Source organism: Bacillus sp. FG16 (assembly GCF_057809515.1).
In genome coordinates this window covers 44,896-60,265 of record NZ_JBMDKC010000008.1, presented here as the reverse complement: position 1 = coordinate 60,265, position 15,370 = coordinate 44,896, and the positions used below count along the sequence as shown (strand labels likewise).

Sequence of the window (15,370 nt, the reverse complement as noted above, 5' to 3'; positions counted from 1 at the left end):
GTGGTTTTTAGAGAAAGTATAGATTTCCTTCGCTGCTTATACAAATATAGGTAAAAACAATTTAAGAAGGTTTGTTTGCATCATTGTAAAATATAAACATAAATGAAACACGCATTTTGAAAAAACTTAATCAAAATGCGTGTTTTTAGTATAAATCTAGTAATTTTATCAATGGGTACAAATTGCCCTTTTAAATTGTAGAAATTCAATGAATATCATATACACGTAAGGTGGTCACTTCCCTGTCAAGTAGACAATAATAAAGATACGGTTTAAAATCTTTTATTTTTGTATGCATAAGTTTGCCACAAACAAAAAGAACCATAACCTCGCCGACCTGGCAAAGTTATGGTTCATATCATACAAAATAAAAAAACCACCAAATATGTATTGGTGGAGACGGTGGGAGTCGAACCCACGTCCAAAAATATCGGCACTTAAGCTTCTACGAGTGTAGTCGATATATTAGCATTTCGCGAACTCTTCGGCCTATCGACAGGCTTCCAAGTTGCTAGTCTGATTGTTCTCTTCCTTCGCCCTCAGACGGCGAACTCCGGCGTAGTCCACTTAGTTTGAGTCCCTTACCCTACCACATGGACGATGGAGGGAGGAACCTTTAGTGCAATTAAGCAGCTAAAGAAAGATTGTTTTGTTTGCCAATTATAGGCTTTGACGTTTTAACGAGGCCGATCCCCTCGACTCGCAACCTAAGCTCGAACTATCCCTGTCGAATCCGTAACGTCCCCATGATAAAAATGGAGCATACGAAGAAAATATCGTGATAGCTACTAAGAGCTGTTTTTCAATGTGCAACAACCTTACATAAGTTATTATATCATACGCGCGCCGTTTTACAAATGTAAATATCTGTATTACATCTTTTGGCGATCACGGAACACGCGTGCAATTTCACGTTTCGCTTCTTTCTCTTTTAAATCGTGACGTTTATCATATTGTTTCTTACCTTTTGCTAAACCAAGTGCCATTTTTGCAAATCCATTTTTCAAATAGATTCTAAGTGGAACTAATGCGTAACCTGTTTCTTTTGCAGCGCCCGCTAGCTTATCAATTTCTTTTTTATGAAGAAGTAATTTTCTCGTACGAAGTGGATCATGGTTGAAACGATTCCCTTGTTCGTATGTATTAATGTGCATATTATGAACCCATACTTCACCATTATGTATACGTGCAAACGCATCTTTCAAGTTCACGCGACCAGCGCGAATCGACTTAATTTCCGTTCCTTGAAGGACAAGCCCTGCTTCGTATGTTTCTTCGATGAAATAATCATGAAACGCTTTTTTATTTTGTGCAATAACCTTACCTGTACCTTTTGGCATATAACGTCCCTCCTCTATTTTTACTATTGTAACAAATGTAGATAAAAAGCGAAAGTGGCTCGTTCAGAATGTGAGGTGGATGGAGCTTCTGACCTTGAGGCGCTCTTTGCCTCTGGGGAAGAAGCGAAGCCGCCAAACATTCTAGCCACTGTAGCTGGATTATACAAAAAGCGAAAGTGGCTCGCTCTCAAGCCACCAATAAAAAAAGAAAAAGCCCCGCTTTTCATCAAAGCGAAGCCACTCTTTTCTTACTTACGCTTTTTCTTTTTCTTCTTGAATCCTGGTACGTTTTCGAAAAATCCTTTTTTCTTCTTGCCGTTACCATCTTTTTTCCCTGGCTGACTACCGGACGTAGATGCTGTTGCTGTTGCTGATCCTCTTCCTGTACTTTTACCTTTGCCACCACGGTCAAATTTTCTACCTGTGCCACGTTCTCCGCCGCGCTCATTACTGCGCTCGCTACGTCCACCGCGTTTCTTTCTGCCTGTTCTTGGCTGCTCGATAACGACTGGACGATCTTTGAACTTACGGCGAGGTGTACCTTTCATGCCAACGATTTCAAAGTCGATTGCACGCTCGTCTTTATTTACGTTAATAACACGAATTGTAATTTCGTCACCGATGCGGAATACGTTTCCTGTACGCTCTCCGATCATAGCGAAATGCTGCTCGTCATAACGGTAGTAATCATCCGTTAAATAACTAACATGTACAAGACCTTCAATTGTATTTGGAAGCTCTACGAATAAACCGAAGTTTGTTACAGAGCTAATCATACCGTCATACTCTTCACCGATCTTATCAACCATATACTCTGCTTTTTTCATTTCATCTGTTTCACGCTCTGCTTCAACAGCACGGCGTTCCATATTAGAAGAGTGCTCTGCAATCTCAGGTAATTTTTCACGCCATTTTGCTTGCGTTCCATTGTCGACTTTACCATTAATAATGTATTCACGAATTAATCTATGAACAATTGTATCTGGGTAACGACGAATTGGTGATGTGAAATGTGTGTAGAACTCAGTTGATAAGCCGAAATGTCCTAAGCTATCCGAATCGTAACGTGCTTGCTTCATAGAACGAAGCATAACCGTTGAAATAACTACTTCTTCAGGCTGTCCTTGAACCATTTCAAGAATTTGTTGCAGCGCACGAGGGTGCACTTCATTCGCACGTCCTTTTACCGCATATCCGAAGTTCGTTACAAACTCGAAGAAACGCTCAAGCTTATCTTCTTTCGGATCTTCATGGACACGGTACATAAACGGTACGTTCATCCAGTGGAAGTGCTCTGCTACTGTTTCATTCGCAACAAGCATAAATTCTTCAATTAACTTCTCTGATACAGAGCGATCGCGCATGACAACATCAGTCGGTTTTCCTTCTTCATCCACTAATACTTTCGCTTCTTTAAAGTCAAAATCAATTGCACCACGGCGCATACGTTTTTCACGTAGAATTTGTGCCAATTGCCCCATCTCTTTAAACATCGGTACTAATGGCTCATAACGCTTAATTAACTCTTCGTCCTCATCTTTTAAAATGCTTCTTACGTCAGCATACGTCATACGCTCTGTCGTTTTAATCACACTTTGGAAAATCTCGTGTTTAACAACATCACCTAAGTTGTTGATTTCCATTTCACAAGATAATGTCAGACGGTCTACTTTCGGATTTAATGAACAAATACCGTTAGATAGACGATGTGGAATCATTGGAATTACACGGTCAACAAGATACACACTTGTCGCTCTTTCCGCTGCTTCTACATCAATTGGAGAACCTTCTTGAACGTAATGACTTACATCCGCAATGTGAACGCCTAGCTTGTAATTGCCGTTCTCAAGCTTCGTTACTGTAACAGCGTCATCTAAATCTTTCGCATCTGCACCATCAATCGTTACGATCATTTGATCACGTAAATCACGGCGATCTTTTAAATCTTCTTCTGAAATCGTTTCTGGTACACTGTTTGCATGCTCCATCACTTCTTCAGGGAATGCTAAAGGTAAATGATGTTTATGAATGACAGATAAAATATCTACTCCTGGATCATTTTTATGACCTAGAATTTGAATAACTTCACCTTCTGCACTTAAACGATTCTCTGGATAGCTCGTAATTTTCACAACTACTTTATGACCTTCTACAGCACCCATTGATGCACTTTTCAAGATAAAGATATCACTCGTCCAGCGCTTATTGTCAGGTATAACGAACCCAAAGTTTTTCGATTCTGTATATGTACCAACTAGTTCTTTCGTTCCACGCTCTAAAATGCGTACAATTGAACCTTCTTGACGTGAACCGCTTGATTGAGAACTAAGGCGTGCTAATACTGTATCGCCATGAAGTGCACCGTTTAATTCTGTAGGTGGGATGAAAAGATCATCGTCTCCCGTTTTCTTCTCTTCTGGCACAACGAAAGCAAAGCCACGTGCATGTCCAATTAACTTACCTCGTACTAAATTCATCTTTTCAGGAAGACCGTAACGGTTGCTACGTGTACGAATAACAAGTCCCTTCTCTTCCATCATTACAAGTGCCTTTACAAAATCTTTAAAGCCCTCAGAACCTTCAATTCCAAATGCCTCTTCTAACTCTTGTATCGTTAGCGGTTTATACGCTTCTTCTCTCATAAATAATAACAACTTATCAATATGTTCTTGTATGATTTCTTCCAAGTAGAAATACCTCCTTTAAACCCTTATATTATTTAGTGTATCCGAAAGATGGGGGATGTATAAAGTGAAACTTTAATCAGTCGGGGTTTGTTCATCCCCCCACTGATTATTAGTTGAACCAATCGGGCCTTTACGGGCAGTTGATTCCTACCTAACTTCTTTGCTTTCGCTGAATTTCAAGGTAGGAGGCCTACTGCCCGTTAGTGCGGGATAAAGTGAAACTTTAATCATCTCCCAATGATTTTTTTACAGCTTCCATAAAAAGTTCCTTATGAAAAAAAGAGGCAACTAGATCTTACCAATCTAGTTGCTCCAAGAAGTTATATACATCCTCATGTAGCTCGTCACGTTGTTTATCAAGTGTTATGACATGCGTAGAGTCTTCATACCATTTAATGTCTTTTAACGTAGATTCTACACCGTTATAAATAATGTTAGCACTATCTGTATTAATCATTTCGTCATGACGTGCTTGTACAACAAATGTTGGTGCATAAATCATATCCACATTGTTACGTACGTCAGCAATTAATTGTTGTAATGCTTTTAATGTATTCATTGGTGTCTTTTGGAATTCCAACATTTCTTGTTCAATTTGTTCTGGTGATTTTTGCTCACGTTTTTTATATTCGCGGGCATATGCCAATATACCTTGGTACATCGTTTCTTCGCTCTTAATATACATCGGTGCACACATTGGTACTACACCTAAAACCGGTACTGTATAACCTAATTTTAAAGAAAATACGCCGCCAAGTGACAATCCAACAACAGCAATTTTCTCAAAACCTTTATCTTTTAAAAGCTGATATGCCTCCGTTACATCTTGCCACCAATCTGTAGGACCTGTATGAACAAGCTCTTCTGGTGGTACACCGTGCCCTTTATAAATTGGCGCATGACAAGTATAGCCTTTCTTTTCTAAGAAACGCCCTAACATACGTACATCAGCTGAGTTCCCTGTGAATCCATGTAGTAATAAAACAGCGCGGTCTCCACCCTCAAATGTAAATGGTTTCGGAGATGCTAATTTCATCATGTACTTCTCCTCTTTCTCTTCTGTAATCTAGTCGTATTCTTTCTATATCTAGTGTACCATATTTGTATTTCTATAATCTAATTAGAAACATCTTTCAAATGGCAAAACAAAAAAGAAGAACCATTAGTACATCTTACTAACGCTTCTTCTTTCAATTCTATAAGTTTAAGTACGTAACAGCAATTGTTAATACAAAGAACAATACAGCTAAAACAATTGTAATACGGTTTAATACTGCTTCAATTCCACGTGCTTTTTGCTTACCAAATAATTGCTCTGCACCGCCTGAAATTGCACCTGAAAGGCCTGAGCTATTACTAGACTGCATAAGTACCATAACAATCATTAAAATCGATACAGTAATAAGTAAAACGGATAATAACGTATGCACTTGGCGTACCTCCTACAAAGATTCAGTTATTGTAACTGTAGCATAAATCCTATAGAAAAGCGAGAGCTATAGAGTTGCCCTCGCTTTTCTTCTATTACATAAACATCATTGCAAATAACGGTCCAAGTAAACATGTCAAAATTGCTGTTAATGTCATTGTTACCGATCCAATAACACCTTCATGTTCGTTATTTTTCATTGCTCTCATAACACCCATAATATGAGAAGCACATCCAAATCCGATACCTTTACCAACTGAGTTTGTAACACGGCTCCATTTTAATAAGAGAGGTCCTGTAATTGTTCCAGTAATACCTGCGATAACAACGAAAGTTGCTGTTAAGGAAGGTACACCACCAACTTGTTCAGAAACGCTCATCGCAACTGGCATTGTCACTGATTTTGGTAAAGACGATAAGATTAAGCTTTTATCTGTTCCCATAAGTGAAGCAATGGCAAAATCACTAGCGATTGCAACTGTTGTACCTACTAATACCCCGCCAGCAATCGGTACAACATATTTTTGCAGAACATGACGTTGTTTATAAAGGGGAATTGCAAATGCTACAACACCGGGTCCAAGTAGCTTTGCAATCCAGCCACCACCACTTTCCATATAATGTTGATATGGTATATCAAGCACGATAAATAGGAAAGCCATTAATCCTGTTGCTACAAGCATTGGAATGGTGAATGGTGTTGGAAATAATTTATAGATTTTTTTAGATAATTGATATAATAGCACCGTAAAAAGAACCCAACCGATTCCGATTAATATTTGGCTCATCGCGACTCTCTTTCCTTCCTATTCGCAAGATATTGTCCTGTATGTCCTGCGACAATAATAATTAAAAATGTACTCGCTACAACTGTAATGAAAAGAGAAATTCCTTTACTCATAAAAAAAGCACCGTAATTCATTAGGCCAAGCGTTGGCGGAATTAATAAAAACGGCATAATAGCAACGAGTGTTTCTGCTCCTAAATCGAACCATTTCACTGGAAGAACTTTTAGGCTAAGTAAAACAAGTAAGAGGAACATCCCAATCAAACTCCCTGGAATTGGAATATTTAACATTTCTTGCACCCAAGTTCCAACCATATAAAACACGTAAAGAGCAGCAATTTGGACAAGAATCTTTGTAAATTTCATGTTCATCATCCCTCATGTTTATACGATCTTCTGTTAATATCTTTATCATAGTATAAATTGTAAAAAGCTGCAATTTATCCACTTGACAGCAAAAACAGCCGATGTTATACGCTTACAACCTTGATATGACTGCATTTCCAAACAAAAATTACGTCAAAAACCTTGACCTAATATAAAAAGTTTTTATTTTCTGAATTTATAAGACTGTTATTTCAATAAAATAATCTTTTTATCCTTAAACTTACATATATATAAAGTGAAACTTTAATCATTGAGGGTTTCCTCATCCCCATTGATTATTAGCCCTCACCAAGCGGGTTTGTACGGGATAAACAAGATAGGTGGTGAACATATGCCCAAAAAAGTTCTTATTTTTTGTGATCCTGGGATTGATGATACGATGGCTCTCCTCTTAGCATTCTTTATCAATGAAATAGAAATCATCGGTATCGTTGCTGATTACGGCAATGTTCCAAAAAAAATGGCCGTAGAAAATGCTCATTTTCTTACAAACGAAGTAAAGGGTAGAAATATCAAAATCTTTGGTGGATCAGAACGTCCAATTAATGGCGCTCCTCCTTCTTTTTTTACAGATGTACACGGGAAACAAGGGCTCGGGCCAATTATTCCAAAGGTGAATGTAACTAACGAAGAAATGGAGAATTTTTTTGAAGTTATTCCTCTTATTGAACAGTATAAAGATGAATTAATTATTGTGAGCTTAGGAAGACTTACCTCCCTAGCAATTTTATTTATCGTATGTAAACAATTAATGGAGCAAGTTAAATCTTACTACGTAATGGGCGGTGCCTTTTTACATCCTGGTAATGTTACCCCTATTTCCGAAGCAAACTTTTATGGCGACCCTACTGCAGCTAATATAGTCCTTCAATCCGCAGCTAACATGTACATATACCCATTAAACGTCACCCAATATTCCATCATTACACCAGAAATGGCCGAATACATTGAAGCAAAAGGAAAAGCTCCACTTGTCAAACCGTTATTCGATCATTATTACTACGGATATTATAAAGACGCCCTACCACATTTAAAGGGTAGCCCCTTCCATGACACAATGCCAATACTTGCTTTACTTGATAACTCTATGTTTACCTATCACAGATCACCTATCGTTGTCATGACAGAATCTTATGCACAGGGGGCAAGCATTGGAGAATTTCGCTCTTTAGGAGAATCTAAACCATTTATTGATTGGCCGAGTCATCAAATAGCAATTGATTTTGATTATAATCGCTTCTTCAAACATTTCATGTCACTTATGACGGGTGAACAATTTTAGCATAAAAAAACAGACCGTGATTTCTCACGGTCTGCCGTTATTTTCTACAATTATCGTTTGATGTTGTAGAAAGATTTGATACCATCGTAAACAGCGATTTCGCCTAGTTCGTCTTCGATGCGTAATAATTGGTTGTACTTAGCAATACGGTCAGTACGGCTCATAGAACCAGTTTTGATTTGGCCAGCGTTAGTTGCAACTGCGATGTCAGCGATTGTAGCATCTTCAGTTTCACCAGAACGGTGAGATACAACTGCTGTGTAACCAGCACGTTTAGCCATTTCGATAGCTTCGAAAGTCTCAGTTAAAGTACCGATTTGGTTAACTTTAATTAAGATTGAGTTAGAGATACCTTTTTCGATACCTTCAGCAAGTTTTTGAGTGTTAGTTACGAATAAATCGTCACCAACTAATTGTACTTTATCACCGATACGCTCAGTTAATAATTTGTGACCATCCCAGTCGTTTTCGTCTAAACCATCTTCGATAGAGATGATTGGGAAGTCTTTGCAAAGCTCTTCATAGAAATCAACCATTTCTGCAGAAGTTAAGCCAGTACGGCCTTCGCCTGCAAGGTCATATTTACCAGTTTCTTTGTTGTAGAACTCAGAAGAAGCAACGTCCATTCCTAAGAATACGTTCTCGCCAGCTTTGTAACCAGCTTTTTCGATAGCTTCGATGATTACTTCTAGAGCTTCACGGTTAGAACCAAGGTTTGGAGCGAATCCACCTTCGTCACCTACTGCAGTGTTAAGACCTTTGTCATGTAATACAGCTTTAAGTGCATGGAATACTTCAGCACCCATACGGATTGATTCTTTGAATGTTGGAGCACCAACTGGTAAGATCATGAACTCTTGGAAATCAACGTTGTTATCAGCGTGAGAACCACCGTTGATGATGTTCATCATTGGAGTTGGTAATTGTTTTGCATTGAATCCACCAAGGTAACGGTATAATGGAAGACCTACGAAGTCAGCTGCTGCGTGAGCTACTGCCATAGATACACCAAGGATAGCGTTAGCGCCTAGTTTACCTTTGTTTGGAGTGCCATCTAATTCGATCATAGCACGGTCGATACCAGCTTGGTCAGTTACATCGAAACCAGCGATTTCTGGAGCGATAATTTCGTTAACGTTGTTTACTGCGTTAACAACACCTTTACCAAGGTAACGAGATTTGTCACCGTCACGTAATTCTACTGCTTCGTGCTCACCAGTAGATGCACCACTTGGTACGATAGCGCGTCCGAAAGCGCCGCTTTCTGTGTAAACTTCTACTTCTACAGTTGGGTTACCACGAGAGTCAAGGACTTCGCGAGCATAAACATCAATAATTGTTGACATAATAAATTCTCTCCTTTTTATATAAGCAAATTATTTAATAATTGTTTTACCTGTCATTTCTTTCGGTTGTTCCACATTTAAAAGTGTAAGCATTGTTGGAGCGATATCTCCTAAAATACCACCTTCACGAAGCTCTACATCATTTTTTGTAACGATGAAAGGAACCGGGTTAGTTGTATGAGCTGTCATAGGACCGCCATCAGCAGTTAACTCCTGATCAGCATTACCATGGTCAGCAGTAATAAGTGCTACACCATCTTTTGCAAGAATCGCTTCTACAACTTTTCCTAAACATTCGTCAGTTGCTTCTACTGCTTTAATTGTTGGTTCCATCATCCCAGAATGGCCAACCATATCACAGTTCGCAAAGTTAAGAATGATAACATCATGTTTATCATTTTCGATTTCATTTACTAAAGCGTCCGTTACTTCGTAAATGCTCATTTCAGGTTTCAAGTCATACGTTGCAACCTTTGGTGAGTTAATTAAGATACGCTCTTCTCCTGGGAATTCAGCCTCACGACCACCGCTAAAGAAGAATGTAACGTGCGGATACTTTTCAGTTTCCGCGATGCGAAGTTGCTTTAATCCCGCTTGCGCAACAACTTCACCTAAAGTGTTATCAAGGTTCATTGGCTTGAATGCCACGTAACCATCTACAGTTTCACTGAAGTGTGTCATACATACGAATTCTGGAATGTGAGGTACTTTTTCACCACGATCGAACTCACGGAAGTCTTCGTTTGTAAATACACGAGCAATTTGAATTGCACGGTCTGGACGGAAGTTATAGAAGATAACTGCATCATCATCATTGATTGTTGCAACTGGCGTGTTATCTTCGTTAACAATTACAGACGGCAATACGAATTCATCATAGATACCGTTCGCATAAGAGTCTTCTATGCACTCTTCTGCTGATTTATAAGTAGGGCCTTCACCATTCACCATAGCACTGTAACATTTTTCTACGCGATCCCAACGCTTGTCACGGTCCATGGAGTAATAACGACCAGAGATAGTCGCGAATTGTCCTACTCCTGTTTCTTTAATTACTTCATTTGTTGCATCGATATAACCTTTTGCTGTTTGTGGTCCAACATCGCGGCCATCTAAGAATGCATGGATATAAACTTTCTCCACGCCTTCTTTTGCTGCTAAGCGAAGAAGAGCAAACATATGGTTCATGTGACTGTGCACACCACCATCAGAAAGTAAACCGAATAAATGAAGAGCAGTACCTTTTTCTTTTACGCTTTTAATTGCATTTTGGAATGTTTCGTTCTGATCGAACTCACCTTCACGAATTGCAACGTTTACGCGTGTTAAGCTTTGATATACGATGCGGCCAGCACCAATATTTAAGTGACCAACCTCAGAGTTACCCATTTGACCTTCTGGAAGACCTACTTCCTCACCACAAGCTGTAAGCGTTGTATGAGGGAATTTGTTCCAGTAACCATCAAAATTAGGTTTCTTAGCTTGTGCTACAGCATTCCCGTGAGTTTCTTCACGAAGTCCGAAACCGTCAAGGATGATTAAAGCTGTTGGCTTTCTCATTTTACCGCCCCCAGAAGACCTAAGAACGAAGCAGGCTCTAAGCTAGCACCGCCAACTAAAGCGCCGTCGATGTCAGATTGTGCCATATACTCTTTAATGTTTTCTGGTTTTACGCTACCGCCGTATTGAATACGAACAGCTTCTGCAGCTTCTGGAGAAACAGCTTCTGCAACAACTTTACGGATGTGCGCACATACTTCGTTTGCATCTGCAGAAGAAGAAGATTTACCTGTACCGATAGCCCAGATTGGCTCATAAGCGATAACAGTTGCTTTAACTTGCTCTTCTGTTAAACCTGCAAGTGCTTTTGTCACTTGACCTGCTACTAGATCAAATGTTTTTCCGCTTTCGCGCTCTTCTAAAGTCTCACCACAACATACGATTGGTGTTAAACCATGTTCAAATGCTGCGATAGTCTTTTTGTTTACTGACTCATCTGTTTCAGCAAACATTTCACGACGCTCAGAGTGGCCAAGTACTACATAACCAACTTTTAAGTCGCTAAGTGCTACTGGGCTAATTTCGCCAGTGAATGCACCATTTTTTTCGAAGTGCATGTTTTGTGCACCTACTTGTAAGTCAGTTCCTTCAGTTGCTGCTACAAGGCGCTCTAAGAATAGAGCTGGAGAGCAAACTACTGCATCAACAGCTGAAGCTGCTGGGATTTGACCTTTAACTTCCTCTACGAAGCTAACTGCTTCAGATAGAGTTTTATTCATTTTCCAGTTACCTGCGATAATTGGTTTACGCATGCTTTGCACCGTCCTTTTTCTTTGGCTGCTACTTATTTGTCGTTAAGACAAACTACACCTGGAAGCTCTTTACCTTCCATGAATTCTAATGACGCACCGCCGCCAGTAGAAATGTGGCTCATTTTATCAGCCATACCGAATTTTTCAACAGCTGCTGCAGAGTCACCACCGCCGATAACAGAGTATGTATCTTCTGCATCTGCTAATGCTTGTCCTACTGCTTTTGTACCTTCTGCGAATGGAGTCATTTCGAATACACCCATTGGTCCATTCCATACAACAAGCTTAGAGTTTTTAATTACATCTGCATAAATTTCACGTGTTTTAGGACCGATGTCCACGCCTTCCCATGTAGAAGGGATAGAGTCGATACCAACGATTTGAGTTGTTGCAGTTTCAGAGAATTCCTCAGTGATTACAACATCAACCGGCATGTAGAAGTTTACGCCTTTTTCTTTTGCAAGTTGCATAAATTCTTTAGCTAGTTCAATCTTGTCGTCTTCACATAGAGATAGACCAATTTCATGACCTAAAGCTTTAACGAATGTGTAAGCAAGTCCGCCACCGATGATTAAGTTATCTACTTTGTCTAATAGATGACGAATTACACCGATTTTATCTTTTACTTTCGCACCACCGATGATAGCTGTAAATGGACGTTCTGGGTTAGAAAGTGCTTTACCAAGTACATCTAACTCTTTTTCCATTAATAGACCAGATACTGCTGGTAGGTAGTCTGCGATACCCGCTGTAGAAGCATGAGCACGGTGAGCTGCACCGAATGCATCGTTTACGAAGATGTCAGCAAGTGCTGCAAATTCTTTCGCAAGTTCTGCATCGTTCTTTTCTTCGCCCGCATAGAAACGTACGTTTTCAAGAACTAATACGTCGCCTTCGTTCATTGCTGCAACCATTTCTTGTGCAACTGGTCCGAATGCTTCGTCCGCTTTTTTAACATCTTTACCAAGAAGCTCGCCTAAACGTGCTGCTACTGGAGTAAGACGTAATTCTTCTACTGCTTGACCTTTTGGACGGCCTAAGTGGCTTGCTAAAATAACTTTCGCACCTTGCTCTACTAAATATTGAATTGTAGGAAGAGCTGCACGGATACGAGTTTCATCTGTAATTTTGCCTTCTTTCATAGGTACGTTGAAATCAACGCGGCAAAATACACGCTTACCTTTTAAATCTACGTCACGAATTGATTTTTTGTTCATTGGATTTCCCTCCGACTACTAGTTAGGATTGACAAAACCCATTCAAAAGCTTAACACATTTGCTTTTAAAACGAAAGAAGAGAGAGAGGGAACAAACCCTCTCCCTCGTTTTGTCATTGATTGCTTATATAATTAAGAATTAAAGACCTTTAGAAGTCATGTAAGCTGCTAAGTCTACTACGCGGTTAGAGTAACCAGTTTCGTTATCGTACCAAGAAAGTACTTTAACCATGTTACCTTCCATTACCATTGTAGATAATGCATCGATTGTAGAAGAAGCTGTACATCCGTTATAGTCGATAGATACTAATGGCTCTTCGCTGTATCCAAGGATACCTTTTAATTCGCCTTCAGCTGCTGCTTTGAATGCTGCGTTTACATCTTCAACTGTTACTTCTTTGTCAAGTTCAACAACTAAGTCAACAAGAGAAACGTTAGCAGTTGGAACACGTACAGCGCCACCGTTTAATTTACCTTTAAGTTCTGGTAATACTAATGCTACAGCTTTAGCTGCACCAGTAGATGTTGGGATCATGTTTTCAGCTGCTGCACGAGCACGACGTAAATCTTTGTGTGGTAAGTCTAAGATTTGTTGGTCGTTAGTGTAAGAGTGAATTGTTGTCATCATTCCGCGTTTTACGCCGAATTTTTCGTTTAATACTTTAGCGAATGGAGCTAGACAGTTTGTAGTACAAGAAGCGTTAGATACTACGTTGTGGTTAGCTGCATCGTATTGTTCGTGGTTAACACCCATAACTACAGTGATATCTTCGTCAGAAGCTGGAGCTGAGATGATAACTTTCTTAACTGATCCACCTAAGTGTTTTTCAGCGTCTGATTTTTTAGTGAAACGGCCAGTAGATTCTACTACTACTTCTACTCCGTAGTCGCTCCATGGTAATTGAGCTGGGTCACGCTCAGCGATAACTTTAATTTCTTTACCGTTAACAACGATGCTGTTTTCGTTAGCAGATACTTCTGCATTTAAAGTTCCGTGAACTGTGTCATATTTTAAAAGGTGAGCTAATGTTTTAGCATCTGTTAAGTCGTTGATTGCTACTACTTCTACCTCAGAGTTGTTAAGAGCTGCGCGGAATACGTTACGTCCGATACGTCCAAATCCATTAATACCAATTTTAGTCATTTGAATTTCCTCCTTGGGGGATTATATTAAAGGGTAAAACCCTTTGTTAACTGTTTTGCTGCACCTTCATCTGTAATTAGAATTGAAGTGTGCCCTTGCTTTATTACAGCCTGTATTGCCTTTGCCTTTGAAGAACCTCCAGCGACTGCTACAACGTGAGATACATTTTGTAAATCCTCTAGTTGCATACCAACTGTTCTTACTTTATGAACAACATTTCCTTCTTCATTAAAGTAGTAACCGAAAGCTTCGCCAACTGCTTCGCTTGCTTGAATCTTTAACCAATCTGCTTCTGAAGTACTTCTGCGACGTGCCATTGTTAACGCATCACCTATTCCATGAATGACGATATTGGAAGATCGAATCAACTCAAGAACTTCTTTCACGGAAGGCTCTGTCACAATAGACGCATATGCTTCGCTACTAACATGGTCTGGAACATACAACAAGCGATAATTACTCATCGTATTTTGCGCCATCTTGGCACAAATGGTATTGGCCTCTAATTCAACACCTTCTCCAATTCCACCACGTGCTGGGACAAATAGCATATGTAAATCTTTGCAATCAAGTTGCATCATGTCCGCAGCAGCAGCTAGCGTAGTTCCTCCAGCCACAGCAACGATATTATTCGCTGTCAGACGGTCTTTTATACAAGTCACACAAGCACGGCCCATCTCCAGTTTGACCCAAGGTGATTCATCACTATCACCAGGGACAACGAAAACTTCATCCAAGTCTAATGTTTCCTTAAGTTGCTTTTCTAAAACCTTTAACCCGGAAATTTCTTTCATAAAGTCTTCCAAAGCAAGAACTAAAGCTGTTCCTTCTTCTGTCAAAGTCATTCCAGAAGAAGCGACGTGAACTAAGTTTTGTTCTTTCAAAACTTGAACTTCACTTCGCAATACTCGTTCTGTCATACCGAGGCTTGCTGATAAATTTCTTCTTCCAATCGGCTGCATGAGCCTAATGTATTGAAGAATTTGCATTCTCGTTTGCATAACAGGTAGCAGATCAGGTAATAATTTTTTTGTGTTCTGAATCCATGAGCGCATATCTTTTCTCCTCACTACATTGGTTCATTTTTCCTTAGTGGTCACTTTACGTCCCGTAGTGACATTTTGTGTCCCACATAGGTTAAAAAAATAATCCCTGCTACGTGTATTATTGTAACAGGAGATAGAAACTTATTCAACTCTTAACTGCATTCTTTATATAGTTTATTATGACACCTTTGTGAATGTTACCATATTCTACTTGTTTTCCGCCTATTTCTACAACCGGAATCATTAAGTGATATTTTTCTAAAAGGTCATTATCTTCATATATATCTATTTCCTCGATTTGAAAAGAATATTCACATTGTACTTCCTGTAAAACTTGTTTCGCCTTTACGCAAAGGCCACAATCTTTTTTAGTATACAGTACAACTTTCATCT

General features: G+C 39.4%; 14 protein-coding genes and 1 other RNA gene. 1 reads left to right on the top strand and 14 read right to left on the bottom strand.

The genetic code is table 11. The features are described from left to right. Positions 1 to 391: 391 nt before the first annotated feature. From ssrA to ACODS7_RS05165, 7 genes are all read right to left on the bottom strand, one after another. Positions 392 to 746, bottom strand: a transfer-messenger RNA (tmRNA) gene (ssrA, locus tag ACODS7_RS05195). 126 nt (positions 747 to 872) lie between these two features. Next, a complete protein-coding gene (gene smpB, locus ACODS7_RS05190; RefSeq protein WP_001123917.1) occupies positions 873 to 1,340 on the bottom strand; it encodes an SsrA-binding protein in 468 nt (155 codons plus the stop codon). Between the two features lie 248 nt (positions 1,341 to 1,588). Then, on the bottom strand, positions 1,589 to 4,027 hold the full coding sequence (gene rnr / locus ACODS7_RS05185) for a ribonuclease R (protein WP_243168285.1): 2,439 nt from the start codon (positions 4,025 to 4,027) through the stop codon (positions 1,589 to 1,591). 295 nt (positions 4,028 to 4,322) lie between these two features. Then, positions 4,323 to 5,063 (bottom strand): carboxylesterase, encoded by a 741-nt coding sequence (estA, locus tag ACODS7_RS05180; protein ID WP_000761986.1) that lies wholly within the window; start codon positions 5,061 to 5,063, stop codon positions 4,323 to 4,325. Between the two features lie 160 nt (positions 5,064 to 5,223). Further along, positions 5,224 to 5,457, bottom strand: coding sequence for a preprotein translocase subunit SecG (gene secG / locus ACODS7_RS05175; protein ID WP_000557266.1), 234 nt, complete (start codon positions 5,455 to 5,457; stop codon positions 5,224 to 5,226). A 94-nt stretch (positions 5,458 to 5,551) separates the two neighbouring features. After that, positions 5,552 to 6,244 (bottom strand): LrgB family protein, encoded by a 693-nt coding sequence (locus tag ACODS7_RS05170; protein ID WP_243168287.1) that lies wholly within the window; start codon positions 6,242 to 6,244, stop codon positions 5,552 to 5,554. Then, on the bottom strand, positions 6,241 to 6,609 hold the full coding sequence (locus tag ACODS7_RS05165; protein WP_000673222.1) for a CidA/LrgA family holin-like protein: 369 nt from the start codon (positions 6,607 to 6,609) through the stop codon (positions 6,241 to 6,243). Before ACODS7_RS05165 ends, ACODS7_RS05170 begins: the two co-directional genes overlap by 4 nt. Before the next feature lie 352 nt (positions 6,610 to 6,961). Here ACODS7_RS05165 and ACODS7_RS05160 point away from each other — a divergent pair, with 352 nt between their 5' ends. Next, positions 6,962 to 7,912 (top strand): nucleoside hydrolase, encoded by a 951-nt coding sequence (locus tag ACODS7_RS05160; protein ID WP_243168288.1) that lies wholly within the window; start codon positions 6,962 to 6,964, stop codon positions 7,910 to 7,912. A gap of 50 nt (positions 7,913 to 7,962) precedes the next feature. Here the strand turns inward: ACODS7_RS05160 and eno are convergent, their stop codons facing one another. The 7 genes from eno to ACODS7_RS05125 form a co-directional block, all read right to left on the bottom strand. Continuing rightward, positions 7,963 to 9,258, bottom strand: a complete 1,296-nt coding sequence (gene eno, locus ACODS7_RS05155) for a phosphopyruvate hydratase (RefSeq protein ID WP_000103951.1) — start codon at positions 9,256 to 9,258, stop codon at positions 7,963 to 7,965. Between the two features lie 30 nt (positions 9,259 to 9,288). Next, positions 9,289 to 10,818: a 2,3-bisphosphoglycerate-independent phosphoglycerate mutase gene (gene gpmI, locus ACODS7_RS05150; protein ID WP_016079762.1), complete on the bottom strand. Its 1,530-nt coding sequence runs from the start codon at positions 10,816 to 10,818 to the stop codon at positions 9,289 to 9,291. Then, a complete protein-coding gene (gene tpiA / locus ACODS7_RS05145; RefSeq protein ID WP_001231038.1) occupies positions 10,815 to 11,570 on the bottom strand; it encodes a triose-phosphate isomerase in 756 nt (251 codons plus the stop codon). The genes gpmI and tpiA overlap by 4 nt, the downstream gene beginning before the upstream one ends. A gap of 32 nt (positions 11,571 to 11,602) precedes the next feature. Beyond that, the gene (locus ACODS7_RS05140; RefSeq protein WP_001036333.1) at positions 11,603 to 12,787 is read right to left on the bottom strand and encodes a phosphoglycerate kinase; all 1,185 of its coding nucleotides are present in this window, start codon (positions 12,785 to 12,787) and stop codon (positions 11,603 to 11,605) included. A gap of 139 nt (positions 12,788 to 12,926) precedes the next feature. Next, positions 12,927 to 13,931: a type I glyceraldehyde-3-phosphate dehydrogenase gene (gap, locus tag ACODS7_RS05135; RefSeq protein ID WP_000161234.1), complete on the bottom strand. Its 1,005-nt coding sequence runs from the start codon at positions 13,929 to 13,931 to the stop codon at positions 12,927 to 12,929. A gap of 26 nt (positions 13,932 to 13,957) precedes the next feature. Beyond that, a complete protein-coding gene (gene cggR, locus ACODS7_RS05130) occupies positions 13,958 to 14,986 on the bottom strand; it encodes a gapA transcriptional regulator CggR (RefSeq protein WP_001258185.1) in 1,029 nt (342 codons plus the stop codon). A 136-nt stretch (positions 14,987 to 15,122) separates the two neighbouring features. After that, the gene (locus tag ACODS7_RS05125) at positions 15,123 to 15,368 is read right to left on the bottom strand and encodes a glutaredoxin family protein (RefSeq protein WP_029443579.1); all 246 of its coding nucleotides are present in this window, start codon (positions 15,366 to 15,368) and stop codon (positions 15,123 to 15,125) included. Between the last annotated feature and the right edge of the window lie 2 nt (positions 15,369 to 15,370).

What these genes read in the sequence shown, in the direction of transcription:
- smpB (WP_001123917.1), bottom strand. Translation starts at nt 1,340, where the DNA reads ATGCCAAAAGGTACAGGTAAGGTTATTGCACAAAATAAAAAAGCGTTT.
- estA (WP_000761986.1), bottom strand. Translation starts at nt 5,063, where the DNA reads ATGAAATTAGCATCTCCGAAACCATTTACATTTGAGGGTGGAGACCGC.
- ACODS7_RS05170 (WP_243168287.1), bottom strand. Translation starts at nt 6,244, where the DNA reads ATGAGCCAAATATTAATCGGAATCGGTTGGGTTCTTTTTACGGTGCTA.
- ACODS7_RS05165 (WP_000673222.1), bottom strand. Translation starts at nt 6,609, where the DNA reads ATGAAATTTACAAAGATTCTTGTCCAAATTGCTGCTCTTTACGTGTTT.
- ACODS7_RS05160 (WP_243168288.1), top strand. Translation starts at nt 6,962, where the DNA reads ATGCCCAAAAAAGTTCTTATTTTTTGTGATCCTGGGATTGATGATACG.
- eno (WP_000103951.1), bottom strand. Translation starts at nt 9,258, where the DNA reads ATGTCAACAATTATTGATGTTTATGCTCGCGAAGTCCTTGACTCTCGT.
- gpmI (WP_016079762.1), bottom strand. Translation starts at nt 10,818, where the DNA reads ATGAGAAAGCCAACAGCTTTAATCATCCTTGACGGTTTCGGACTTCGT.
- tpiA (WP_001231038.1), bottom strand. Translation starts at nt 11,570, where the DNA reads ATGCGTAAACCAATTATCGCAGGTAACTGGAAAATGAATAAAACTCTA.
- ACODS7_RS05140 (WP_001036333.1), bottom strand. Translation starts at nt 12,787, where the DNA reads ATGAACAAAAAATCAATTCGTGACGTAGATTTAAAAGGTAAGCGTGTA.
- gap (WP_000161234.1), bottom strand. Translation starts at nt 13,931, where the DNA reads ATGACTAAAATTGGTATTAATGGATTTGGACGTATCGGACGTAACGTA.
- cggR (WP_001258185.1), bottom strand. Translation starts at nt 14,986, where the DNA reads ATGCGCTCATGGATTCAGAACACAAAAAAATTATTACCTGATCTGCTA.
- ACODS7_RS05125 (WP_029443579.1), bottom strand. Translation starts at nt 15,368, where the DNA reads ATGAAAGTTGTACTGTATACTAAAAAAGATTGTGGCCTTTGCGTAAAG.